This is a genomic window from Phycicoccus duodecadis, from assembly GCF_002846495.1.
GTDB lineage: Bacteria > Actinomycetota > Actinomycetes > Actinomycetales > Dermatophilaceae > Phycicoccus > Phycicoccus duodecadis.
This window is the reverse complement of sequence record NZ_PJNE01000001.1, coordinates 3,263,407-3,285,826: the sequence shown is the minus strand read 5'-3', so window position 1 is coordinate 3,285,826 and position 22,420 is coordinate 3,263,407. Positions and strand designations below refer to the sequence as shown.

The following is a 22,420-nucleotide window of genomic DNA, read 5'->3' as shown; positions in this document are numbered from 1 at the left end:
CCCATTGTCGGGGGCGGGGCCGACAACGCGGTGCTCCCCCGCCGCTCAACGCGCGGCCGGTGGGTCGAGGGCGTGGTGGGTCCAGAGGTGCACCACCGCCAGGCTGCGGTGCGGCGCCCAGGCCCGCGCCCTCCGGCCGGCCTCGGCGGCCGTGACGCCGCCCATGGCGCGGCGCAGCACCAGGTCGCCGGGCAGGAAGACGTCGGGGTCGCGCAGGCAGCGCATCGCCACGAGGTCGGCGGTCCAGGGACCGACGCCGGGCAGCGCCAGCAGGGCCGCCCGAGTGGCGGCGCGGGCGTCGTCGTCCGGGGACGGGCCGAGGTCGAGCCCGTCGGCCACCGCGCGGGCCAGGGCCACGAGGGTTCGGGCCCGCGCGCCGGTGACGCCGGTCGCCCGCTGGAGGTCGTCGGGGTCGAGGGCGGCCACCCGACCGGCCTCGGCCGGGCCACGGTCCACGCCGGCGACGGCGGCCAGCCGCCCGGCGAAGACGCGCCCTGCGGCGACCGAGACGTGCTGCCCCACGACGACGTCGGCGGCCGCCTCGAACGGGTCCGGCGCCCCCGGCACGCGCAGCAGGGGGCGGGCGCGGACGAGGGGACCCAGGTCCGGGTCGCCGGCCAGGGTCGCCGCCGCGGGCCGAGGGTCGAGATCGAGACCCAGCCAGCGCCGTCCTGCGGCGAGCGCCGCCTCGGCACCGGCCCCCCTCGCGCGCAGGGTGGCCGTCCCGGCGGCCGGCAGCACGACCTCGAGGGCGGCCCTTCCCTCACAGGTCGAGACCGGGCGACGGTGCCGCGTCCCGCCATCCGGGTCGGTGGCGACGGCGTCGACCCCGGGGACCGCGTGTGCGACCAGCCAGGCGCGCACGCCGGCCAGGTCGAGGGCGACGTCGACCTGGTCCTCCACCGTCCCCGTCCGCGTCGTCGCCACGGCGCCATCCAACCGGATGCCCGCGCGGGGACCGCGGGCGGTCAGCCGAAGTCGGTCGAGGCCAGCTCGCGGGTGCCCGCCTCGACCGCGTCGAGTACCGCCTCGGCCACGACCGACGGCTCGAGGCCCTGGGGCAGGCGCGGCGCCTCGCCCGAGAGGCCGCGCCCGACCAGCCCGGTCTCGGTGTGGGGCGGCCGCACGTCGATGACGTCGACGCCCGTGCGGCGCAGCTCCTTCACGAGGGCGCGGTCGGCCGCCGTCAGGGCGGCCTTGGTCGCCGAGTAGGCCGCCATCCCGGCCATCGGCTGCTCGGCCAGGACGGCGCTGAGGTTCACCAGGAAGCCCCGGCTCCGCGCGAGGGCGGGCACGACCCGGCGCGCGAGGAAGAGCGGGCCGACGACGTTGGTGAGGAAGAGCTCCTCGACGACGGCGTCCGGCGTGTCCACCAGCGCCCCGAAGGCCGCGACCCCGGCGGCGTTCACGACGCCGTCGAGGCGGCCGTGCGCGCGGGTGGCGGTCTCGACCAGCCGCTCGCCCAGGGTGGCGTCGGCGAGCTCGCCCACGACGACCTCCGCGCCGTCGAGCACCGCCCGCAGCCGCTGCCCGTCGCGCCCCACGAGGACGACGGAGGCGCCGCGGGCGGCGGCACCGCGCGCGAGGTGCGAGCCCAGCACCCCCGAGGCTCCGACCACGGCGACGACGGCTCCGGACAGCGGGTGTGCGCTCATGGGGCCACTCCATCGCGCGGCCGCCTCCCCCGAGCCCCGTACCGGCGGCTGGGCCGGCGCGCCGTCGAACCTGGACAGACGTTCGATTCCCCCGTACGGTGGGGGCATGGCCGTCCTCCAGGGCTCCCTCCTCGACCTCGCCGACGGGATCGAGGTGCGTCCCCTCGGCGCCACCGTCACCCGGCGCGATCTGACGCACGGCGCCTGGGTCGACCAGCGCACGGCCTGGGTGGGCGGCGCCGACGAGCTGTACGAGGCGCTGCGCCGTGACGTGCCGTGGTTCGCGGAGCGTCGCCAGATGTACGACTCCATCGTCGACGTGCCGCGGCTGCTCAGCTTCTACGGTGAGGGCGACCCGCTCCCGCACCTGGCGCTCGAGGAGTGCCGCGACGCCCTCTCGGCCCACTACGCGGCCGAGCTCGGCGAGCCGTTCGTCACCGCCGGGCTGTGCCTCTACCGCGACGGGCAGGACTCGGTGGCGTGGCACGGCGACCGCATCGGGCGCAGCCGTGAGCAGGACACGATGGTCGCCATCCTCTCGGTCGGCTCGCCCCGCGACCTTTTGCTGCGCCCGCGCGAGGGCGGGGAGTCGGTGCGGGTGCCGGCCGGGCACGGCGACCTGGTGGTGATGGGCGGCTCGTGCCAGCGCACCTGGGACCACTGCGTGCCGAAGACGGCCAGGTCGGTCGGCCCGCGCATCAGCATCCAGTTCCGCGTCCGCGGCGTCCGCTGACTCAGCGGTCGGCGAGCGCCCCGTCGCGCTGGGCCCGGTTGACCGCCGAGAGGATGGCGCGCAGCGAGGCCTTGACGATCGACTCGTGCAGCCCGACGCCCCACAGGACCCGCTCGCCGACGGCGCACTCGACGTAGGCCGCGGCACGGGCGTCACCGCCGGCCGACAGCGCGTGCTCGTGGTAGTCGAGCACCCGCACGTCGACCCCCAGCGTCGCCAGGGCCGCGGTGAAGGCGTCGATGGGGCCGTTGCCCCGGCCGCTGATGTCGGTCTCGACGCCGTCGACCAGCACCGTTGCCTCGATGCGGTCCATCCCGTCGTCGTTGCCGGTGATGGTCGAGCGCAGGGGCGCGAAGTGGGCCCAGCGCCGCTCGGAGTCCTCGGCGTGCAGGTACTCGTCTTCGAACATCTCCCAGATCTGCGGGCCGGTGAGCTCGCCGCCCTCGCTGTCGGTTCGGCGCTGGACCACTCCGCTGAACTCCACCTGGAGGCGGCGCGGCAGGTCGAGCCCGTGCTCGGCCTTGAGCAGGTACGAGACCCCGCCCTTGCCCGACTGGCTGTTGACCCGCACCACGGCCTCGTAGGAGCGGCCGATGTCGTGCGGGTCGATCGGCAGGTACGGCACGCCCCAGTCGAGGTCGTCGATACCGGTGCCGGCCGCCGCCGCCCGCTTCTCCATGTCCTCGAAGCCCTTCTTGATGGCGTCCTGGTGGGACCCCGAGAAGGCCGTGTAGACGAGATCGCCGCCCCACGGGTGCCGCTCGTGCACGGGCAGCTGGTTGCAGTGCTCGACGGTGCGCCGGATCCCGGCCATGTCGGAGAAGTCGATCTGCGGGTCGATGCCCTGGCTGAACAGGTTCATCCCCAAGGTCACGAGGCACACGTTGCCGGTGCGCTCGCCGTTGCCGAAGAGACAGCCCTCGATGCGGTCGGCGCCGGCCAGGTAGCCGAGCTCGGCCGCCGCCACGCCCTCACCGCGGTCGTTGTGCGGGTGCAGGCTCACCACCACCGACTCGCGCCGCTCGAGGTGGCGGATCATCCACTCGATGGAGTCGGCGTAGACGTTGGGGGTCGCCATCTCGACGGTCGCGGGGAGGTTGATGATCATCTTGTGGTCCGGCGTCGGGTCGATGACGTCGATGACCTCGTTGCAGATGCGCACGGCGAACTCGAGCTCGGTGCCGGTGCAGGACTCGGGCGAGTACTCGTAGTAGACGTCGGTGTCGGGGACGGTCTCCTCGAGCTTCCGGCACAGCCGCGCGGCCTGGAGGGCGATGTCGACGATGCCGTCCTGGTCCATCCCGAACACCACCCGGCGCTGCAGCACCGAGGTGGAGTTGTAGAAGTGCACGATCGCCTGCTTGCTCCCGCGGATGGCGTCGAAGGTGCGCTCGATGAGGTGGTCGCGGCTCTGGGTGAGCACCTGGATGGTCACGTCGTCGGGGATGTGGCCGCCCTCGATGAGCTCGCGGCAGAAGTCGAAGTCGGTCTGGCTGGCGCTGGGGAAGCCGACCTCGATCTCCTTGTAGCCCATCCGCACGAGCAGCTTGAACATCTGCATCTTGCGCTCGGAGTCCATGGGGTCGATGAGCGCCTGGTTGCCGTCGCGCAGGTCGACCGCGCACCAGCGCGGGGCCTGGGTCATGACCTTCTCGGGCCAGGTGCGGTCGGGGAGCTCGACCTGGATCTGCTGCTGGAACGGCACGTACTTCTGGGTCGGCATCCCGGAGGGCTGCTGGGGGTGGATCATCGCGTCTCGTCGCCTTCGTCTCGTCTGCGGGTGGGCCGACCTGGTGCAGCACGGACTCCGCGACGAGGGGCGGCCGGTGTCAGGCCCCGTCGCGGCAGCGAAGGAGGAGGCGAGTGGTTCGCACGGGTCGAGCATGCCACGCGCCCCGGACCGCGCCAACCCCGGGCGGGGGCCCGGCCACGATGCGGGACGGCGGTGCCGCAGGGGTCACCGGCCCGGCCACAGCGAGTGGTAGGCATTGATCGCGGGCTGGCCGCCGAGGTGGGCGTAGAGGACGGTGGAGTCCTTGGGGATGTCGGCGCTGCGGACGAGGTCGACCAGCCCGGCCAGCGACTTCCCCTCGTACACGGGGTCGGTGATCATCGCCTCCAGCTCGGCGCCGAGGCGGATGGCCTCCATCGTCGAGTCGACGGGGATGCCGTACCGGTCGCCGGCCCAGTCGGGCAGGAGGGTGAGCTCGTCCTCGCGCAGCTCACGGCCGAGCTCGATGACCTCGGCGGTGCGGCGGGCAATGCGCTCGAGCTGCGCACGGGTCTTCTCGAGGGTGGCCGAGGCGTCGATGCCGATGACGCGGCGACGCACGCCGATGAGGTCCTCGAGCGCCGCGAACCCGGCGACCATCCCCGCGTGGGTCGAGCACGTGACGGTGCAGACCACGATGGTGTCGAAGTGCACGCCGAGTGCCTTCTCCTGCTCGGCGACCTCGAAGGCCCAGTTCGCGAAACCCACTCCCCCGAGGGGGTGTTCACTGGCCCCGGCCGGGATGGCGTACGGGGTGCCGCCGGCCTCCTCGACCTCGCGGAGGGCGTCCTTCCACGAGTCGCGGATGCCGATGTCGAACCCGGCCGGGTCGAGCCGGGAGTCGGCGCCCATCATCCGGCTCAGCAGGATGTTGCCGACCTTGTCGTTGACCGGGTCGTCCCAGGGGACCCACTTCTCCTGCACCAGGCGGCACTTCAGGCCGAGGTGGGCGGCCACGGCGGCCACCTGGCGGGTGTGGTTCGACTGGTAGCCGCCGATGGAGACCAGGGTGTCGGCGCCGCTGGCGAGGACGTCGGGGACGATGTACTCGAGCTTGCGCACCTTGTTGCCGCCGAAGGCGAGGCCGCTGTTGACGTCCTCCCGCTTGGCCCAGACCTGCGCGCCGCCCAGGTGCTCGCTCAGCCGCTTCAGGGGATGCACCGGGCTGGGGCCGAAGGTGAGAGGGTACCGGGGGATCTCGGGCAGGCGCATGGTGCTGGTCTACCACCGGTAATGGGGATGCGGGGCCGGGCCGCCGTCCGCCACGCTGGTGCGCGTGAGCGACCCGACCCACGCGCTGAGCGACGCCCTGCCCGCCGGATACACCGCCCGTCCGCTCGGGCTCGCCGACCTCGACGCCGCGTACGCGGTCTACGCGGCGGCGCAGGTCGCGGACAGCGGGATGGTCGCGCTCGAGCGGGCCGACATCGAGGCCGACTGGTCGCGGCCGAGCATGGACCTGGCGCACGACACGGTGGGGGTGCTCGACGCCGCAGGGGTGCTGGTGGGGGCGGTCGAGGTGGCGCGGCGGGGGACGCGGGCCGAGGCGGCGGTGACGCGGGCCGCACGGGGGCTCGGGGTCGGGACGTGGCTGGCAGGGTGGGCCGAGCGTCGGTCGGCGGCGGTCGGCGCGGCCTCGGTGGGGCAGACCGTGCCCCGGGGCTCGGCCGGGCAGCGCCTGCTCGAGGGGCGCGGGTACCGACCCGGGTGGACGTCGTGGGTGCTCGAGCTGCCGGAAGGGGCCGAGATCACCGACCGCGCGCTGCCCGTGGGGTACTCGGTGCGCATGGCCGAGACGTCGCGCGACCTGGAGGGGGCGTACGAGGTCATCCAGACGGCGTTCGCGGAGTGGTCGGACCGCACCGGTGAGACGTTCGACGAGTGGGCCGCGGGGACGGTGCGCCGGCCGGGATTCGAGCCGTGGAACCTGCGGGTGGTGGTCGTCCAGGACGCGGTGGTGGGGGCCTGCTTCACCGTCGTCGACGAACGCGGGTGTGGCTTCATCGGCCAGGTGGCGGTGGCGCGCGAGCACCGGGGGCGCGGGCTCGCGCAGGCGCTGCTGGCCGACGGCTTCCGGGGCGCGCGCGAGCACGGCGCGGTGCGCAGTGAGCTGTCGACCGACAGCCGCACCGGGGCGTTGGGCCTCTACCAACGCGTGGGGATGCGGGTCGCGGCCACCTGGGTGCACCTGGTGCACGACCACGAGGCGGCGGACGGGCCCTCCCCCGCCTGACTAGGCCCGGGTGAGTCCCGCCACCAGGTCGACGTACCCGGCCCGAGCAGCCTCGGCGTCCATCCCGCGCACGCCGGCCCACGCGTCGTACTTGGCGCGGCCGACGAAGTCGATGAAGCCGGGACGGTCGCCGGTGACGTCGCCCTCGGTGGCCTGCTTGTAGAGCGCGTACAGGCGCAGCTTGGTGTCGTTGCCGGGGTCCTGGGTCAGCCCGGAGACCGACGCGACCGCAGCCCGGAACTCGTCCTCGGTGGTCATGCCGCCACTGTAGGCCCGCTCCCCTCGTCCCCTCAGGCGCCCAGGAGCGCCTCGAGATGTCGTTCCAGCGGTGACGGGGTCGGTGGGTCCGCTCCGCGCCGGGTCGGTGGTGGCGGGGCGTTCGTCGCGAGCTTCGGTGAGTCGCTGCCCCAGCCGAGCAGGGGCGGCGAGGTCGACCGGTAGCGGTGGCAGCTCGGGGTCACGGTCTCCAGGACCAGCGGCGACCCCCTTACCGGGCTCTTCACCACGCGCACGCGCCACCCGTCGGCCTCCTTGACCCCGTTGCAGCGGGCGCATCGGCCGCCGCCGTTGCCGAAGCTGGTCACACCACCCGCGCGGACCGGGTGCGTGTGGTCGGCGTGCACGATCGGCGCGTCACACCACGGGGTGCTGCACACGTCGTCACGCAGGACCAGCATCCGCCGCAGCAGACCGCCGAAGAGCCGCCGCCGCGAGTCCATCGCCACCAGATCCCGACCGCCCGGCGAGGTGTAGAGACGGCGCACCCAGACCGACGCCGGCCCGGCATCCCGCACCCACGACCGCGCCACCGGCGCCGGCACGCTCCCCTGCCCCGGGACCCGCGCCGGCTCGAACACCGACCTCGCACCGTCGCCGGTGCCCAGCAACGCCCGGTCGGTCATCACCAGCTGCACCTCCACCGGCTGCACCTGCCCCGGTGCCAGACCCGCCATCAGCCGCAGCGCCGTGTCGGCGGCCACCGCACCCACCCCGCGACCGTCCGCACCCTCGTCCTCGCACTGCCCCCCGACGACCGCCCGGGCCCGGGCCTGCACCGCGGCGTACGCCCCCACGACCTCCCGCAGCGGGCCCAGGACGGTCAGGTACGCCATCCCGTCGGGCGCCGGTCGCACCGACACCCGCCGCGAGCGCGCCGCCGTCTCCATCCGCCGCACCACGCTCGCCGCATCCAGCTCCGCGGCCACCCGGCGAGCAGCCCGCCCGGCGGCCCGCCACCCCAAGCGTGGCAGCACCCCCGCCAGCCGACGGTCGACCTCCACCCGGTCCTCCCGCGACAACGTCGCGGTCTCCCGCACCAGCTCCACCGCGTGCCGCTCCACGATCTCGCCCCGCCCCAGCGCCCCCAGCGTCTCGGGCATCTCCTCCACCAACGCCCGCGACACCCCCACGAACCGATCCCCCAGACTCGGCGACTCCCGCCGCGCGAGCGCCACCTCGGACCCCACCGACCTGCCCGCGTCCTGCGGAGACGACTCCTCGCGGGACACCCGGACCGCATCCGTGGCGCGCATCTGGCACGCGCTGGCGCTGCCCTTCAACCGCTCCAGCTCCGCCACCAACGCCAACCGGTCGTGGTCGCTCATCGTGCGGATGTCGATGTCCGCCAACGATTCCCGGAACCGCGCCACCTGCCCCACCGCGACGCACGTGGAACCCTCGACCGTCCCCCGGTCGAGCCCTGCGCTGCGGATCCCCTCCATGGACCAAACCTAGACGCGACCACCGACAGGGCCCCCGTGCCAGGCACGGGGGCCACCTCCCTCGTCAGACCGGGCGGTTGCTGCGGAAGAGTCCCGAGGGGTCGGTCTCGGCCTTCACCCGGCGCAGCCGCTCGCGGGCGGGTGCGCTGAAGGTGGAGCCGAGGTCGGACTCGTGCCCCAGGAAGTTGAAGAAGGCCCGTCCGGCGCGCTGTTCGCCGAGGGCGGCCCGCACGGTGTCGAAGGCGGCGTCGATCGCCTCCGGCAGGCCGGGCGCCACCGGGACGCCGAGGCAGAACACGGAGTACTCCTCCGGTACGGCCCCGTTGGGCCCGTCCTCCGTGGTGGCTCGCGCGAGCGCGCCACCGAGGTGGCGGATCTGCACGACGGCGAGGGGGAGCTCGACACCGGCACCCGCAGCGTCGACGAGGCGGTCCACGGTGGCGGCGTCCAGTGTCCGCAGCAGCTCGGAGTACTCCTGCGTCGGCATCGGGTCGACGGGTTCGGCCGCGATGCCGCCGAGCTCGGACAGCGGCACGCGGCCAACGGTGTCCAGGACGAGCACCGGCAGCTGCCGCAGGGGTGCGAGCAGGCCGTCGAGCTCCGCCGGCGCACCGAGGAAGGTCAGGTCCACCGAGATGAAGGCGCGACCGCGCAGCAGCTCGGGGAGCTCCGGCAACGGGGGGAAGCGGAACAGGTGCGCCCACAGGCTGAGCTCGTCGGGGGCTTCGGCGGTGATGCGCCGGAACGCCTGCAGCACCGGGCGGGCCATCTCCAGGGGCCACAGCAGGCGACCGCCGAGGAGCGGGCCGGCCTCGTGCAGCGCCACCTCGACGGCGAGGACGACGCCGAAGTCACCTCCGCCACCCCGCAGGGCCCAGAACAGGTCGGGGTCGCTGGCCGCCGAGATGCGTCGACGCACGCCCCGGGCGTCCACCAGGTCGAAGGCGACCGTGCTGTGCGCGCACAGCCCGAGCGCGCGGCTGAACCAGCTGAGCCCGCCGCCGAGGGTGAACCCGACCACGCTGGGGTCGGGGCTGCTGCCGGCCAGGGCCGTCAGGCCGGTGGGCTCCAGGGCGGCGAGCAGCGTGCCCCACTTGACCCCGGCACCCACGCGGGCGACGCGTCGCTCGACGTCGACGTCGAGGTCCTGCAGTGCGCCGGTACGCAGCAGGACGGTTCCGGTGAGGGCGGTCGTCGCTCCGTGCCCCACGGGCTGGGTGGAGACGCTGAGGCCGTGCCGGCCGGCGCACCGGACGGCGGCGACGACGTCCTCCGGGTCTTGCACGGTGACGACGGCCAGGGGCTGCTGGTCGACGTTGACGGCCCAGCCGCGGCGGGCCGACTCCCAGCCGGGGCCGCCCGGCCGGAGCACCTGCCCGGGCAGGACGGCCTCGAGCTCGCACAGCGCGGTCTCCGGCCCCGGGGCGGGGCCCCCCGCCGGCGGTCGGTCGGTCGTGAGGGATGGACGGGTGTCGATGTCGGTCATGGCGATGGCCTTTCTGAGGTCCGGATCGGGGTCGGTTGCGAGTTGGGGGTCGGATGAGAGGTCGGGATGAGGGGTCGGCTGCCGGTGCTCAGCAGTGGACCGAGGGGTTCCAGGGGGCGAACACGCCGTCCGGGTTGCTGTCGTAGAGCCAGACGTGCAGGTCGTAGTGGACGGGCATCATCGGGTCGTGCCCCGCCATCGGGCCGTTGAACGGCTGGCCGAACAGGCTCGGACGGTCGGCGTCGGTGCTGAGGTCCTGGTCCGCGTCCGCCTGGAACCACTCGGCACCCAGCAGGCGCAGGCCGCCGGTGCTCGTCGGGGCGTAGAGCAGGATGGCGGGACGGGCGGGGTCGGGCGCCTGAGCGGCGAGGGCGGGGTTGAGGTAGTGCACCCCCATGCCGCCGGCGTCGGAGACGGTGCACTCCGAGACGGGGATGAAGCCGGCCGCCGTCGCCGCGGTCACGTCCTGGTAGACGGCGAGGGACTTCTTCAGCGCCGCGAGCTGGGCGCCGGCCCCGTCGCGGGAGTGGGCGGAGGATCCGGTCGGCGTCGCCTCGGCGTCGTGCGCCATCGCCGGGACCCCGGCGACGGCGGAGGCCGCCAGCAGGGCGACACCGAGCGTGGACGCGACGGCCAGGCGCAGCAGGCCGGGGCGGGGGGTGGTGTGGGTCGTGCGGTTCATGGTGGGCTCCAGCGGTAGGTGGTTCGGATTCCCGAACCCTGGCCGCCCCCGCTTATCGACCTCTGTCCCTGTCGGGGCCCGTGCTTACCGTTCGCCAACCGGTGACCCCCCGGCGCCCGTCCGGTATCTTCGGCGCTCGTGACGAGCCTGTCCCTCTGTGTGCTGGGCCGGGTCTCGGTGCGGCAGGACGGCGTCGAGCAGGATCTGCGCGGACGCCGGGAACGCGCCGTCCTGGCCGTGCTCGTCGCGCTGCGAGGCCAGGTGGTCTCCGCCGAGAGGCTCATCGATGAGGTGTGGGGGGAGCGGCCGCCCGAGTCGGCGCGGGCCTCCCTGCAGGTCGCCGTCTCGCGGCTGCGCGCGGTGTTGGAACCGGGGCGCGCCACCGGCGCGCCGCCCACCGTCCTGGTGAGCTCGGCGAACGGCTACTGCCTCCGAGTCGGCCCGGAGGTGCTCGACGCCGGCCGGTTCGCCCTCCTCGTGGCCCAGGCCCTCGAGCTGGTGCGCGAAGGCGAGAGCGAGCGCGCTCTGCGAGCCTGCGACGAGGCGCTCGGCCTGTGGGCCGGCACGCCGTACGCCGAGGTCTCCGGGAGCGCCGTGGTCCAGGCCGCTGCCGCTCGGCTGGGCGAGCTGCGCTGGGCCCTCGTGGAGACACGGGCCGAGGCGATGCTGGCTCTGGGACGAGCTCCCCTGGTCACCGGTGAGCTCGAGACCCTGCTGGCCGAGCACCCGTTCCGGGAGGGCGCGTGGAAGCTGCTCGCCGTCGCCCTCTACCGCACCGGTCGGCAGGCCGACGCCCTCGCCGCGGTGCGCCGCGCCCGCGACGTCCTGGTCGGTGAGCTCGGTGTCGACCTCTCCCCCGAGCTGCAACAGCTGGAGCTCGACCTCCTGGCCCAGGCGCCGACCCTGGCCGGCCCCGCCGCACCCCTCGCGCAGGACCCGGCCGTGGCGGCGGAGGCGAGCGGTCTGGTCGGGAGGCAGGACGTCCTCGCGCTGGTCCGGGACCAGGTCGCCCTGCTGGCCGCTCGCCGGGGCTCCGTCGCCGTGGTCACCGGGGAGGCGGGGATCGGCAAGACCCGCGTCCTGCTCGCCGCGGCGGAGGAGGCCGAGCAGCTCGGCGTCCGCGTCCTCTGGGGGCGGTGTCACGAGGCGGACGTCTCTCCGGCCTACTGGCCCTGGGTCCCCGTGGTGCGGGCGCTCGCGGGCACCCATCCGTCACCGGAAGTGGCGGCCCTGCTGGGCACGGCGACGGTCGGGGCCACGACGGACGCCCCGTCGGCGGCCCTGCGCACCTACGACGCCGTCTGCCGGCTGATGGCCGACAGCGCCGACGAACAACCGCTGATGGTGATCCTCGAGGACCTGCACTGGGCGGACACCGCGTCCCTCCAGCTGCTGGCCTACGCCGGTGACGCACTGCGATCCGCTCGCGTCCTGCTGCTGGCCTCGGTGCGCATCCCCGAGGAGGCACCGCCCGGTCTGCGCGCCTGCCTCGCCGCGCTGGCCCGGTGCTCCGCGCGTCGCGTCCACCTCGAGGGGCTGGCTCCGCACCAGGTGCAGGCACTCGTCGCCGGGCTGGCCGGCCCGGAGATGACCGACGAGCTGGGCGCCGTCGTCGCGGACCGCACCGACGGCAACCCGTTCTTCGTCATCGAGTTGGTGCGGTTCCTGGACGCCGAGGGGACCCTGACCCCCGAGGCGGCACGCGAGATGTCCGTCCCCCACGGGGTCGAGGACGTGCTGCGCCTGCGCATCGCACGGTTCCCGGAGGGGTTGAGGGCACTGCTGGCCTACGCGTCGGTGTGCGGGCGGGAGTTCCGGCTCGACCAGGTCTCGACGGTGGCGGGAGTGGAGCCCGACGCCGCGCTCGAGCTCCTCGACCTCGCCCTGGAGGCACGGATCGTGGAGGAGCACGACGGGGCGGGCCGCTACCGGTTCATCCACGCGCTGGTGCGCGAGACGCTGTACACCGGGCTCAGCCAGACCCGCCGCGGGCGCCTGCACGGCGCCTGGGGCGAGGTCCTCGAGGGCCGCCTCGCCGCCGAACCGGACCTCGTCGCCGATGTCGCACACCACCTCTCGTTGGGCAGCGTGGTGCGCCCCGAGCTGGCGGCCGGCGCCATCCGGCACTCGGTGGCGGCGGCGCGCATCGCGGAGGGCCGCGGAGCCTTCGACCGTGCCCGCACCCACTGGGAAGAGGCCCTCGCGGCCGACGACCGAAGCCCCGAGCAGGACGAGCGGCGCCGGTTCGGTCTCCTCCTCGGACTGGCCATGGCCCGCTACCGCACCGGCGACGTCGTGGGGGCTCGCACGGCGCTGGACGCCGCCGTCGCCCTCGGGTCGGCGTTGGGCGACGTGGAGCTCGTGGCCGACGCCGCGACGAGTTTCCGGGGGGCCGGCGTCTGGCACTGGCGGGAGTTCGGGACCAGCGACCGCGACATGATCGCCACCCTCGTCGAGTGCCTCACGCAGCTCGGACCGGGCCCCCTGCAGGCCAAGGTGCTCGCGAGCCTGAGCCTCGAGATGGCCTACGAGTGGCGCCTGGCCGAGGCCGAGGGCTACTCCGCCCGCGCGGTCGAGGTGGCCCGCGGGGTGGGCGACCAGGACCTGCTCTCGTCGGTGATCGGGCTGCGCGAGCTGCTCATCTTCGGTCGGCCCGGGGCGGCCGCGGAGCGGATCGGCTTGGCCGAGGAGCTGCTCGCGCTCCCGCTGACGCAGGAGCAGGAGCTGCACGCCCGGTTCGGCGCCGCCGTGGCGCACCTGCAGGCCGGTGACGCCGACACCGCCGACCGCCAGATGGCGCGTGCGGTCGAGCTGGCCCGGCGGCTACGGCACACCGGCGTCGACGTCCCCATCGCGTGGTTCCTGTTCTACCGGGCCCTCTCGCGCGAGGGCCCCGAGGCCGCCGCGCTCGGGGAGCGAGCGGCGAGGGCGCACGCCCGCAGCTCGCTCGTGGGCCTCGACGAGCTCCTCGCCCTGGCGTCCCTGCGCAGCACCGGCCTCGGCGCAGCCGTACCGGACGACATCGTCCGGCTCGCCCAGGCGCACTCCAACACCGTGCTGCGCAACGTCGTCGCCCACGCGCTCGTGGAGTCCGGGGGCGAGCTCTCGGTGGCGCTGGCGCTGCTCGCCGACCCGGTCCCCGCCGGCGCGTGGCACTACGCGTCCCTCTACGGGGAGTGTCTGCAGCTCGAGGTCCTGGCCATGGTCGGGGACACCGAGGGGGCACGGGCCGTCCTGCAGCGCGTCGAGCCCTGGCAGGACGAGATCGTCAGCTACGGGTCCAATGACTGCGCCGGGTCGGTGGCCTACTTCGTCGGGCGTGGCCGTGAGGCCCTCGGCGAGCGCGAGGCGGCCGCGGCGGCGTACCGCCTGGCGGTCGAGACGAACCGACGCGCCGGCATCCTGCCGTGGCTGCGGCGGGCCGAGGAGCGCCTCGCGGGGCTGGCCCAGGACCTCCCTCGCGGAGGGTGACGTCAGCGGCGGGTGACGTCAGCGGCGGGTGACGTCAGCGGCGGGTGAGCAGCTCCTCGGCGATCTGGACCGCGTTCAGCGCGGCCCCCTTGCGCAGGTTGTCGCCCACGACGAACAGCACGAGGCCCTTGCCCTCGGGGGCGGCCTGGTCGGCGCGCACCCGCCCGACGAAGACCTCGTCGCGGCCCGCGGCCTGGAGCGGGTTGGGCACGTCGGTGACCACGACCCCGGGCGAGCGGCCCAGCATCTCGAGCGCCTCCTCGGGCGAGAGGTCACCGGAGAACTCGGCGTGGATGGCGAGGCTGTGCCCGGTGAACACCGGCACCCGCACGCACGTGCCCGAGACCCGCAGCTCGGGGATGTGCAGGATCTTGCGCGACTCGTTGCGCAGCTTCTGCTCCTCGTCGGTCTCGCCGCTGCCGTCGTCGACGATCGAGCCCGCGAGGGGGATGACGTTGAAGCCGACGGGGACGGCGTACACCTGCGGCGCCGGCAGCGTCAGGGCCGAGCCGTCGAGCGCGAGGTCCTTGGGGTCGCCGGACGCGTAGCCGCCGCGCAGCTGGCCGTCGAGCTCGGTCAGGCCCACCCCGCCCGAGCCGGACACCGCCTGGTAGCTGCTGACGTGCAGCCGCACCAGCCCGGCCAGGTCGTGCAGCGGCTTGAGCACCGGCATGGCGGCCATCGTGGTGCAGTTGGGGTTCGCGACAATGCCCTTGGGGAGGTCGTCGAGGTCACCGGCATTGACCTCCGAGACCACCAGCGGGACCTCGGGGTCGCGGCGCCAGGCGCTGGAGTTGTCGACGACGACCGCACCGGCGGCCGCCACCCGCGGCGCCCACTCCTTGGACGTCGCGCCGCCGTTGGAGAACAGCGCGACGTCGAGCCCCGAGAAGTCGGCGGTGGCGGTGTCCTCGACGGTGACGTCGCGCCCGGCCCAGGGCAGGGTCGTGCCGGCCGACCGGGCCGACGCGAAGTAGCGCATCTCCTCGACCGGGAACCCCCGTTCGTGCAGGAGGGTCCGCATGACGTTGCCGACCTGACCGGTCGCACCGAAGACTCCGACTCGCATGGGGACGAGTCTAGGGAACCGCCCGGATGCCGGGACCGCGGCTCACGATCCGGGCACCCGACCTGGCGTGGCCGGGCTGCTCCCACCCCTGGACAGCCTGCCCGGCCACGCCTGCCCTCCGCCCCGGAGTCCACGGCGTGCCGACGGCCACCTGGCCGCCGCGCGCCACCACAGTGCACTCCCGGGCGGGCGCCACGCCAGCGACATTGCGAGAACTCGCAAGAGGCCCGGCCGTCGGTGCTTCCCGTTACAGTGGCGGCCGGACCGCGCCGGGCGCGGAGCAGCCAGGAGGTCAGTGGTGTCGACGGCGCGTCAGGGGTCGCGGAGCGTGGACGCCGCGACGTTCCTCCACCGCGTGGCCGACCTCATGCTCGCCGGCGACGACCGCTTCCGGCTGCTCGGGTCGTCCGTCGACGCGAACGAGCTCATCCTGCGGAGGGCGAGCCAGGTGACCACGCGGGTGTGGAGCCTCCACACCGAGACGACGCTGAACGGCCTGCGGTCCGGGCGCGAGGCGGCCCGGCTCCACCCCGTCCCCGAGCACCGCCACGTCTTCTCGCCCCGCGCCGAGCGGCTGTGCCCGCTGCTCGCCAGCCTCGTCCCCGGCGCCCGGGTGGGCCCCGCGCCCGGACCCATGGTGATCACCGACGACCAGCACGCCTTCCTCACCGGCCCCCCCGGCTCCTGGCTCGCCCCCACCCTCTGGGAGACCACCGACCCCACGCTCGTCGCGTGCGCGCGGGAGGTGTTCCTCCTGTCCTGGCACGCCGCCCGCCCCGTCACCGACGTCACGACCCGCCCGCTGCTCACCGCCCGCCTGCTCGACGTCGCCCTGGCGCTGGCCGACGGCAGCAGCGACCGTGAGATCGCCGAGGAGCTCGGCATCGGGGCTCGCACCACGTCGGCCGAGGTCCGCCGGATCATCCAGTGGTGCGGGGCCCGCAGCCGGGGCCACGCCATCGCGGTGCTCGTCGGCGGCAGCGGATGAGCCCCGGCAGCACTGCGGCGACCCCCGGCAGCCAGCGCGACTTCTTCCGTTGGGTCCACGCCCGGCTGCTCGCCGGCGACGAGCGATTCGTCCGCCTCGGCTCGGTCCAGGAGTCCCTCACCGAGGGGGCCGAGGCCCTGGCCGCGTCCGTCCGTCGCAGCCTGTGGCACGTGACCCGGGTTCCGCACTGGCAGGAGGCGCGCGCAGCCCGCAGCCTGGCCGCTCTCGAGCGCCGTCGTGACCTCGACACCCGCTACGTCACCGACCCGCGCAGCCTGACCCGGCTGCCGATGCTGGCGGGCCTGCATCCGCAGGGACGGGTGGCCCACGTGGTCGGCCCCCTGCTCCTGGTCGACACCCGGCTGGTGTTCGTTGGCGCCCCGCACGGCGACCAGCAGGCCGGCCAGGTATGGCGCAGCACCTCCCCGGCGGTGGTCGGTGCTGCGGCCACCTGCTTCGAAGCCATGTGGGCCGAGTCCGCGGCGGTGCACGAGCCGGGCGAGGAGCCCACGTTCACTCCCCGCATGGTCGACATCGGCTTCCTGCTCACCGACGGTGCCACCGACGCCGAGATCGCCCGCGAGCTCGCCGTCTCGGCCCGCACCGTCTCGGCCGAGGTCGCCGAGATCGTCCGACGGCTCGGGGCCCGCAACCGGTCGCACGCCATCGCCCTCATCGGCGGCGGCACGCACTGACCCTGCGGGCCTCAGAACCCGAGGCGCTGCAGCTGCTTGGGGTCGCGCTGCCAGTCCTTGGCGACCTTGACGTGCAGGTCGAGGTGGACCCGCTGCCCCAGCAGCGCCTCGATGCCGTGCCGGGCGTTGGTGCCGACCTCGCGCAGCCGCGACCCGCCCCGGCCGATGACGATGGCCTTCTGGCTGTCGCGCTCGACGAAGACGTGCACCCGCACGTCGAGCAGGGGGTCGTCGGCCGGGCGCCCCTCACGCGGCACCATCTCGTCGACGACGACGGCCAGGCTGTGCGGCAGCTCGTCGCGCACGCCCTCGAGGGCGGCCTCGCGCACCAGCTCGGCGACCATGACGGCCTCGGGCTCGTCGGTGAGCACGCCGTCGGGGTAGAGCGGGCCGGGCGAGGGCGGCAGGTAGCCCGACAGCACCCGGGCGACGACGTCGACCTGGTCGTCCTGGGTCGCGGAGCACGGGACGATCGCGTCCCAGGTACCCAGCCGGTCGAGGGCGATGAGGTGCTCGGCCAGGCGCTGCTTCGACACGGTGTCGGACTTGGTGGCGAGCGCGACGACCGGGGTGCGCTTCGCCCGCTGCAGCTCGGCCAGCTCGGCCGCGATGTACTGGTCGCCCGGCCCCACCCGCTGGTCGGCCGGGAGGCAGAAACCGATGACGTCGACCTCGAGCAGCGTCGCGCGCACCAGGTCGTTGAGCCGCTCGCCCAGCAGGGTCCGCGGGCGGTGCAGCCCGGGGGTGTCGACCAGGATCAGCTGGCTGCCCGCGGTGCTGACGATGCCGCGGATGGTGTGCCGGGTCGTCTGGGGCTTGCTCGAGGTGATCGCGACCTTGTGCCCCACCAGGGCGTTGGTGAGGGTCGACTTGCCCGCGTTGGGGCGCCCCACCAGGCAGGCGAACCCCGCCAGGTAGCCGCTGCCTCCGGGGCCGTCGCCGACCGATGTGTCGTGGCTGCTCATCCGACCCGCTCCTCGAGCTCGTGGTTCTCGGCCGGCTCGGCCACGACGCGCTCGACGAGCACGGTCGCCACCCGGTGGCGCCGCCCGGACATCCGCTCGGCGGTGAGCCGCAGCCCCGCCACCTCGCAGGTGGAGCCCAGGATCGGCACTAGGCCGGTGGTCTTGCCGATGAGGCCGCCGACGGTGTCGACCTCGTCCTCGTCGAGGTCGACCCCGAACAGCTCGACGAGGTCGTCGACGTGCATCGTGGCCGCGACCCGGGTGCGGCCGTCGGGCAGCACCTCGACCTCGGGCGCCTCGCGGTCGTACTCGTCGGTGATCTCGCCGACGATCTCCTCGATGATGTCCTCGATCGTCACGATGCCGGCGGTGCCTCCGTACTCGTCGACGACGACGCCGAGGTGGGTCTGCTCGAGCTGCATCTCGCGCAGCAGTGCGTCGACGGGCTTGCTGTCCGGCACGAAGCGCGCCGGCCGCATCAGCTCGGTGACCGGCAGCGTCTCGGCCTCGGGGTCGGCGTTGGTGCGCTCGATGACGTCCTTGAGGTACAGGATGCCGACCACGTCGTCGACGCTCTCGCCGACCACGGGGATGCGCGAGAACCCCGAACGCAGGAATAGCCTCATCGCCTGGCGCAGCAGCCGGTCGTCCTCGATGGCGACCATGTCGGTGCGCGGCACCATGACCTCGCGGGTGTAGGTGTCGCCGAGCTCGAAGACGCTGTGGATCATGGCGCGCTCGTCGGCCTCGATGAGCCGGTTGTCGCGGGCGACGTCGACCAGGTCGCGCAGCTCGGACTCGCTCTCGAACGGCCCGTCACGGAAGCCCGTTCCGGGGGTGACGGCGTTGGTGAGGGCGATGAGGAGGCGCGAGAACGGCCCCAGCACGCGGCGCAGCCAGATGGCGACCGGCGCGGCCAGCAGCGCGACCCGCGTGCTGTGCTGGCGCCCCAGGGTGCCCGGCGAGACCCCGACGATCGCGAACGAGATCAGCGCCATGACGCCGATGGCTACCAGGAACGGCAGGGTCGTGCCCTCGACGGCGTCGACCGCCGCCAGCGTGACCATGACGGCCACCGTGGACTCGGCGATGACGCGCAGGAACGAGAGCACCGAGAGGTAGGCCGCGGTGTCGCCGACGACGCGCACCAGGGCGGTGGCACCGGGGCGTCCTTCGTCTTCGAGCTCCTCGGCGCGCACCCGCGACATCCGCTGGAAGGCCGACTCGGCCATCGAGATGAGGAAGGCCAGCACGGTGGCGAGCAGCGCCGCCAGGACGAAGCGGACCATCACGACGCGCTCAGGCGCCCGGGCGGCCGCGGGTGGCGAGGAAGGTGAGCAGGAGCTGGCGCTGCAGCTCGAACATCTCCTTCTCGTCGTCGGGCTCGGCGTGGTCGAAGCCCAGGAGGTGCAGGATGCCGTGCGTCGTCAGCAGCAGCAGCTCCTCTTCGGTGGCGTGGCCGGCCTCGCGGGCCTGTGCGGCCGCGACGCTGGGGCACAGCACGATGTCGCCGAGGACGCCCTCCTGCGGGGGGACGCCGTCGCGCCCCGGGCGCAGCTCGTCCATTGGGAAGCTCATGACGTCGGTGGGGCCGGGCAGGTCCATCCACTGCACGTGCAGGGTCTCCATGGCCGGCTCGTCGACCAGCCGCAGGCACAGCTCGGCCTGGGGGTGGACCTTCATCGACTCGAGCACGTACCGGGCACACGCCACGAGCTCGAGCTCGTCGAGGACGAACTCGGTCTCGTTGAGGACGTCGATGCTCACGCGTCGGGCCGGTCCTGCTCGGTGGACCGGGCGCGCGCCGGCAGCCGGCGGGGCTGGCCCTCGCGCGCACCGCGCCCGCTGTGCCGCTGCTGCACGGCGTCCCACCGGCCGTAGGCGTCGACGATGTCACCGACCAGGCGGTGGCGCACGACGTCGACGGCGGTGAGCTCGCAGAAGTGCACGTCGTCGATGTCGACCAGGATGTCGCGCACGACCCGCAGCCCGCTCTGCGTGCCGCCGGGCAGGTCGACCTGGGTGACGTCGCCGGTGACGACCATCTTGGAACCGAAGCCGAGGCGGGTGAGGAACATCTTCATCTGCTCGGGCGAGGTGTTCTGGGCCTCGTCGAGGATGATGAACGCGCCGTTGAGCGTGCGCCCGCGCATGTAGGCCAGCGGGGCGACCTCGATGGTGCCGGCCGCCAGCAGGCGCGGGATCGACTCGGGGTCGACCATGTCGTGCAGCGCGTCGTACAGCGGGCGCAGGTAGGGGTCGATCTTGTCGTTGAGGGTGCCGGGCAGGAAGCCCAGCCGCTCGCCGGCCTCGACCGCGGGGCGGGTGAGGATGATCCGGTTGACCTGCTTGGCCTGCAGGGCCGCCACGGCCTTGGCCATCGCCAGGTAGGTCTTGCCGGTGCCCGCGGGGCCGATGCCGAAGACGACGGTGTTGGCGTCGATGGCGTCGACGTACTGCTTCTGCCCGAGCGTCTTGGGACGAATGGTGCGCCCACGGTTGCTGACGATGTTCATCGTCAGCACGTCGGCGGGCCGCTCGACGGTCTGGGTGCGCAGCATCATGATCGAGCGCTCGACGGCGTCGCGGTTGAGCGGCTGGCCGCCGTCGAGGACGAGCAGCAGCTCGTCGAGCAGGCGCTCGACGAGGGCGACCTCGGCGCTCGGGCCCCCGATGTGGAACTCGTTGCCGCGCACGTGCAGCTGCACCAACGGGAACATCCGCTCCATGGTGCGCAGCAGCTCGTCGCGCGGGCCGAGGAGGGACACCATCGAGACGTCGGCCGGGATCGTGACGGTGTGCTGGGGCACGTGGGGCTGGGTGGAGCCGGCCGCCGCGGGGGACACGGGCTCGTGGGAGGAGGCGTCTGTCATCGTGCGCCCAGTCTACGGGGCGGCACCGACGCCGGACATCCGGGAAACGGCACGGTCAGCCGGGGGGCCAGGTGAGCTCCCGACCGCCCAGGACGTGCAGGTGGGCGTGGAAGACCGACTGCTGGGCCGCGGCTCCGGTGTTGGCGACGAGCCGGTAGCCCTCGAGCCCCTCCTCCGCGGCCACCCGCGCCGCGAGCGTGACGACGTCGGCGAGCTCGCGCGCCGACGCGGTGGCCAGCGAGACGGCGTCGGGCACGTGCCGGCGCGGGACGACCAGCACGTGCGTGGGGGCCTGGCCGTCGATGTCGCGGAAGGCGAGCGAGTGCTCAGTCTCGGCGACGACGGTGGCGGGGATCTGGCCCGCGACGATCCGGCAGAACAGGCAGTCGGCGACGGTCTCGGTCATCCCCCGACCCTAGGGCCCAGGAGGTGCCGCGCCACCCCGTGTCAACCGGATGTCCGCGCCACGCGTCTGTGGGGTATGACAATGGCAGCCGTGGACCAGCGCCGCGGGCTCGACCTCGCGATCGGCGACCTGTACGCCGCGCACGCGCGCGGCCTGGTCCGCCTCGCCTGGTTGCTGCTGCACGACGAGCAGGACGCCGAGGAGGTGGTGCAGGACGCCTACGTCTCGCTGCACCGGCGCTGGGGGCGCCTCGACGACCCGGCCGCGGCGGCGGCCTACCTGCGGCGCTCGGTGGTCAACGGTGCCCGGTCGGCCCTGCGCCGGCGCGGGGTCCGCCAGCGCTACGCCGCGGCCCTGGCGGCGGAGCGCGTCGTGCTGGCGCTCTCCCCGTCCGACACCGTGGTGGCCGCCGAGCAGCGCGACGAGCTCGTGGGCGCGCTGACCCGCCTGCCGCAGCGCCAGCGCGAGGTGCTCGTCCTGCGCTACTACCTCGACCTCTCCGAGGCCGAGATCGCCGACGCCCTGGGCATCTCGCCGGGCTCGGTCAAGACCCACGCCCACCGCGGCCTCGCCGCGCTGCGGGCCGGACAGGAGCGGTGATGGACCCGATGACCACCTCACGCGACGAGGAGCGGCTGCGCGCCGCGCTGCGCGGGCGGGCCCACCTGGTCGACCCGCCCGACCGCCTCGACGACGTGCTCGAGGTCGCACGCTCCCGGCGGGCTCGGCGGTGGGCCCCGCTCGTGGCCGCCGCCGCCGTGGCCGCGGTGGTCGGCGGGGTGTGGGTCGTGCACCCGTTCGGCACCGAGCGGGCGGCCACCCCCGCGATGCCGCTGCCGTCGGCATCGCCCCTGTCGTCGCCCGCACCGTCGGCCAGCACCACGTCGATCCCGACCGCCACGCCGAGCACCTCCCCGGCCCCGTCCGTCGTCGCTGCGGGCGGCCCCGTTCCCGTCTACGTGGTCGGCTCCGAGGTCGTCGACGTCCCCGACGGGCGCTTCGGCCTGCGCCGCGCCTGGGTCGCGACCGCCGCCACGGCAGCGGACCAGCGCGTCCGCGTCGCCGTCGACGCCGCGCTCGACGCCCCGGTCCCGCTCGTCGACACCCCGCCGTGGGAGGGCGTCGACGTCTCGCGGGTGCGGGTGACCGCGAGCGGCGTCACCGTCGACCTGAGCGGCCCCGCGCAACCCGTCTCGAGCGCCGTCGACTCCCTCGCCCTCGACCAGGTGGGGTGGACCGCCCAGGCGGTGCTCGGCCGCGGCAACCTCCCGGTCACGGTACGTGCAGGCGGGCAGGTGCTGCGGGTGGTCACCCGTCCCCCGGCCGACCAGTGGTGGACGGTCCTCGCCGACGTGTGGATCACCAGCCCGACCGCCGGGGCCGTCGTACCGGCGGGCCGCCCGGTCGTCGTCCGTGGTGAGGCCTCGGTCTTCGAGGCGTCCCTGTCGGTGACGGTGGTGCCGAACCACTCGCAGGCCTTCCCGCTGCCGCGACCCATCCCGGTCACGGCGTCGGCGGGGGCCCCCGCCCGCGGCACCTACTCGGTGGACCTCGGGCGGCTCGCGGCCGGGTCGTACTCCGTCCGGGTGGTCGCCCTCAGCCCGAAGGACGGCTCCGCCTCGGCCTCCGACGTCGTGTCCTTCACCGTGCGCTGACCGCGCCCCCGGCGCGC

Annotated in this window: 21 protein-coding genes; 7 read left to right on the top strand and 14 right to left on the bottom strand. The window is 74.3% G+C overall.

Going from position 1 to position 22,420, the window contains the following annotated elements; genetic code table 11:
- Positions 1 to 45: 45 nt before the first annotated feature.
- Both ATL31_RS15220 and ATL31_RS15215 read right to left on the bottom strand, forming a co-directional pair.
- A complete protein-coding gene (locus ATL31_RS15220) occupies positions 46 to 927 on the bottom strand; it encodes a DNA-3-methyladenine glycosylase 2 (protein ID WP_245862532.1) in 882 nt (293 codons plus the stop codon).
- Positions 928 to 968: 41 nt separating this feature from the next.
- The gene (locus ATL31_RS15215) at positions 969 to 1,655 is read right to left on the bottom strand and encodes an SDR family NAD(P)-dependent oxidoreductase (protein WP_101396734.1); all 687 of its coding nucleotides are present in this window, start codon (positions 1,653 to 1,655) and stop codon (positions 969 to 971) included.
- Positions 1,656 to 1,761: 106 nt separating this feature from the next.
- Here ATL31_RS15215 and ATL31_RS15210 point away from each other — a divergent pair, with 106 nt between their 5' ends.
- The gene (locus ATL31_RS15210; RefSeq protein ID WP_101396732.1) at positions 1,762 to 2,388 is read left to right on the top strand and encodes an alpha-ketoglutarate-dependent dioxygenase AlkB; all 627 of its coding nucleotides are present in this window, start codon (positions 1,762 to 1,764) and stop codon (positions 2,386 to 2,388) included.
- 1 nt (position 2,389) lies between these two features.
- Here the strand turns inward: ATL31_RS15210 and leuA are convergent, their stop codons facing one another.
- Together leuA and ATL31_RS15200 are read right to left on the bottom strand one after the other, a co-directional pair.
- Positions 2,390 to 4,138 carry a 2-isopropylmalate synthase gene (gene leuA / locus ATL31_RS15205; RefSeq protein WP_101396730.1) on the bottom strand — a complete coding sequence of 583 codons (1,749 nt, stop codon included), beginning with the start codon at positions 4,136 to 4,138 and terminating at the stop codon, positions 2,390 to 2,392.
- Between the two features lie 207 nt (positions 4,139 to 4,345).
- The gene (locus ATL31_RS15200) at positions 4,346 to 5,371 is read right to left on the bottom strand and encodes a 1-aminocyclopropane-1-carboxylate deaminase (protein WP_101396728.1); all 1,026 of its coding nucleotides are present in this window, start codon (positions 5,369 to 5,371) and stop codon (positions 4,346 to 4,348) included.
- A 64-nt stretch (positions 5,372 to 5,435) separates the two neighbouring features.
- Between ATL31_RS15200 and ATL31_RS15195 the strand changes: the two genes are divergently transcribed.
- The gene (locus tag ATL31_RS15195; protein WP_211284045.1) at positions 5,436 to 6,392 is read left to right on the top strand and encodes a GNAT family N-acetyltransferase; all 957 of its coding nucleotides are present in this window, start codon (positions 5,436 to 5,438) and stop codon (positions 6,390 to 6,392) included.
- Here the strand turns inward: ATL31_RS15195 and ATL31_RS15190 are convergent, their stop codons facing one another.
- The 4 genes from ATL31_RS15190 to ATL31_RS15175 form a co-directional block, all read right to left on the bottom strand.
- The gene (locus tag ATL31_RS15190; RefSeq protein ID WP_101396726.1) at positions 6,393 to 6,650 is read right to left on the bottom strand and encodes an acyl-CoA-binding protein; all 258 of its coding nucleotides are present in this window, start codon (positions 6,648 to 6,650) and stop codon (positions 6,393 to 6,395) included.
- A 32-nt stretch (positions 6,651 to 6,682) separates the two neighbouring features.
- Positions 6,683 to 8,113, bottom strand: a complete 1,431-nt coding sequence (locus tag ATL31_RS15185; protein ID WP_101396724.1) for a DUF222 domain-containing protein — start codon at positions 8,111 to 8,113, stop codon at positions 6,683 to 6,685.
- Between the two features lie 64 nt (positions 8,114 to 8,177).
- Positions 8,178 to 9,599 (bottom strand): FAD-binding oxidoreductase, encoded by a 1,422-nt coding sequence (locus ATL31_RS15180; RefSeq protein ID WP_101396723.1) that lies wholly within the window; start codon positions 9,597 to 9,599, stop codon positions 8,178 to 8,180.
- A gap of 88 nt (positions 9,600 to 9,687) precedes the next feature.
- Positions 9,688 to 10,281, bottom strand: a complete 594-nt coding sequence (locus ATL31_RS15175) for a hypothetical protein (RefSeq protein WP_101396721.1) — start codon at positions 10,279 to 10,281, stop codon at positions 9,688 to 9,690.
- 138 nt (positions 10,282 to 10,419) lie between these two features.
- Between ATL31_RS15175 and ATL31_RS15170 the strand changes: the two genes are divergently transcribed.
- Complete coding sequence (locus ATL31_RS15170) at positions 10,420 to 13,752, top strand: ATP-binding protein (RefSeq protein ID WP_101396719.1); 3,333 nt, start codon at positions 10,420 to 10,422, stop codon at positions 13,750 to 13,752.
- A 34-nt stretch (positions 13,753 to 13,786) separates the two neighbouring features.
- Here the strand turns inward: ATL31_RS15170 and ATL31_RS15165 are convergent, their stop codons facing one another.
- Positions 13,787 to 14,821, bottom strand: a complete 1,035-nt coding sequence (locus ATL31_RS15165) for an aspartate-semialdehyde dehydrogenase (protein ID WP_101396717.1) — start codon at positions 14,819 to 14,821, stop codon at positions 13,787 to 13,789.
- A 328-nt stretch (positions 14,822 to 15,149) separates the two neighbouring features.
- Here ATL31_RS15165 and ATL31_RS15160 point away from each other — a divergent pair, with 328 nt between their 5' ends.
- Entirely contained in the window at positions 15,150 to 15,809 is a 660-nt protein-coding gene (locus tag ATL31_RS15160; RefSeq protein WP_143598407.1) for a response regulator transcription factor, read from the top strand.
- Positions 15,806 to 16,504, top strand: coding sequence for a helix-turn-helix transcriptional regulator (locus tag ATL31_RS15155; protein WP_101396713.1), 699 nt, complete (start codon positions 15,806 to 15,808; stop codon positions 16,502 to 16,504). The genes ATL31_RS15160 and ATL31_RS15155 overlap by 4 nt, the downstream gene beginning before the upstream one ends.
- An 11-nt stretch (positions 16,505 to 16,515) precedes the next feature.
- On the opposite strand, the gene era is transcribed toward ATL31_RS15155, so the two are convergent.
- From era to ATL31_RS15130, 5 genes are read right to left on the bottom strand one after another with little or no spacing between them, the layout of a single operon-like run.
- On the bottom strand, positions 16,516 to 17,469 hold the full coding sequence (gene era / locus ATL31_RS15150) for a GTPase Era (protein WP_101396711.1): 954 nt from the start codon (positions 17,467 to 17,469) through the stop codon (positions 16,516 to 16,518).
- A complete protein-coding gene (locus ATL31_RS15145; RefSeq protein ID WP_101396709.1) occupies positions 17,466 to 18,758 on the bottom strand; it encodes a hemolysin family protein in 1,293 nt (430 codons plus the stop codon). Before ATL31_RS15145 ends, era begins: the two co-directional genes overlap by 4 nt.
- Positions 18,759 to 18,768: 10 nt before the next feature.
- Positions 18,769 to 19,236 (bottom strand): rRNA maturation RNase YbeY, encoded by a 468-nt coding sequence (gene ybeY, locus ATL31_RS15140; protein WP_101396707.1) that lies wholly within the window; start codon positions 19,234 to 19,236, stop codon positions 18,769 to 18,771.
- Positions 19,233 to 20,342 carry a PhoH family protein gene (locus ATL31_RS15135; RefSeq protein ID WP_101396705.1) on the bottom strand — a complete coding sequence of 370 codons (1,110 nt, stop codon included), beginning with the start codon at positions 20,340 to 20,342 and terminating at the stop codon, positions 19,233 to 19,235. Before ATL31_RS15135 ends, ybeY begins: the two co-directional genes overlap by 4 nt.
- Before the next feature lie 55 nt (positions 20,343 to 20,397).
- Positions 20,398 to 20,748: a histidine triad nucleotide-binding protein gene (locus tag ATL31_RS15130; protein ID WP_101396704.1), complete on the bottom strand. Its 351-nt coding sequence runs from the start codon at positions 20,746 to 20,748 to the stop codon at positions 20,398 to 20,400.
- Between the two features lie 90 nt (positions 20,749 to 20,838).
- Here ATL31_RS15130 and ATL31_RS15125 point away from each other — a divergent pair, with 90 nt between their 5' ends.
- Complete coding sequence (locus tag ATL31_RS15125; protein ID WP_245862530.1) at positions 20,839 to 21,348, top strand: RNA polymerase sigma factor; 510 nt, start codon at positions 20,839 to 20,841, stop codon at positions 21,346 to 21,348.
- Complete coding sequence (locus tag ATL31_RS15120) at positions 21,348 to 22,403, top strand: Gmad2 immunoglobulin-like domain-containing protein (RefSeq protein WP_101396702.1); 1,056 nt, start codon at positions 21,348 to 21,350, stop codon at positions 22,401 to 22,403. The genes ATL31_RS15125 and ATL31_RS15120 overlap by 1 nt, the downstream gene beginning before the upstream one ends.
- Positions 22,404 to 22,420: the final 17 nt, after the last annotated feature.

Coding starts and splice junctions, on each gene's coding strand:
- ATL31_RS15215 (WP_101396734.1), bottom strand. CDS start 1,655: ATGAGCGCACACCCGCTGTCCGGAGCCGTCGTCGCCGTGGTCGGAGCC.
- ATL31_RS15210 (WP_101396732.1), top strand. CDS start 1,762: ATGGCCGTCCTCCAGGGCTCCCTCCTCGACCTCGCCGACGGGATCGAG.
- leuA (WP_101396730.1), bottom strand. CDS start 4,138: ATGATCCACCCCCAGCAGCCCTCCGGGATGCCGACCCAGAAGTACGTG.
- ATL31_RS15200 (WP_101396728.1), bottom strand. CDS start 5,371: ATGCGCCTGCCCGAGATCCCCCGGTACCCTCTCACCTTCGGCCCCAGC.
- ATL31_RS15190 (WP_101396726.1), bottom strand. CDS start 6,650: ATGACCACCGAGGACGAGTTCCGGGCTGCGGTCGCGTCGGTCTCCGGG.
- ATL31_RS15185 (WP_101396724.1), bottom strand. CDS start 8,113: ATGGAGGGGATCCGCAGCGCAGGGCTCGACCGGGGGACGGTCGAGGGT.
- ATL31_RS15180 (WP_101396723.1), bottom strand. CDS start 9,599: ATGACCGACATCGACACCCGTCCATCCCTCACGACCGACCGACCGCCG.
- ATL31_RS15175 (WP_101396721.1), bottom strand. CDS start 10,281: ATGAACCGCACGACCCACACCACCCCCCGCCCCGGCCTGCTGCGCCTG.
- ATL31_RS15165 (WP_101396717.1), bottom strand. CDS start 14,821: ATGCGAGTCGGAGTCTTCGGTGCGACCGGTCAGGTCGGCAACGTCATG.
- ATL31_RS15155 (WP_101396713.1), top strand. CDS start 15,806: ATGAGCCCCGGCAGCACTGCGGCGACCCCCGGCAGCCAGCGCGACTTC.
- era (WP_101396711.1), bottom strand. CDS start 17,469: ATGAGCAGCCACGACACATCGGTCGGCGACGGCCCCGGAGGCAGCGGC.
- ATL31_RS15145 (WP_101396709.1), bottom strand. CDS start 18,758: ATGGTCCGCTTCGTCCTGGCGGCGCTGCTCGCCACCGTGCTGGCCTTC.
- ATL31_RS15135 (WP_101396705.1), bottom strand. CDS start 20,342: ATGACAGACGCCTCCTCCCACGAGCCCGTGTCCCCCGCGGCGGCCGGC.
- ATL31_RS15130 (WP_101396704.1), bottom strand. CDS start 20,748: ATGACCGAGACCGTCGCCGACTGCCTGTTCTGCCGGATCGTCGCGGGC.
- ATL31_RS15120 (WP_101396702.1), top strand. CDS start 21,348: ATGGACCCGATGACCACCTCACGCGACGAGGAGCGGCTGCGCGCCGCG.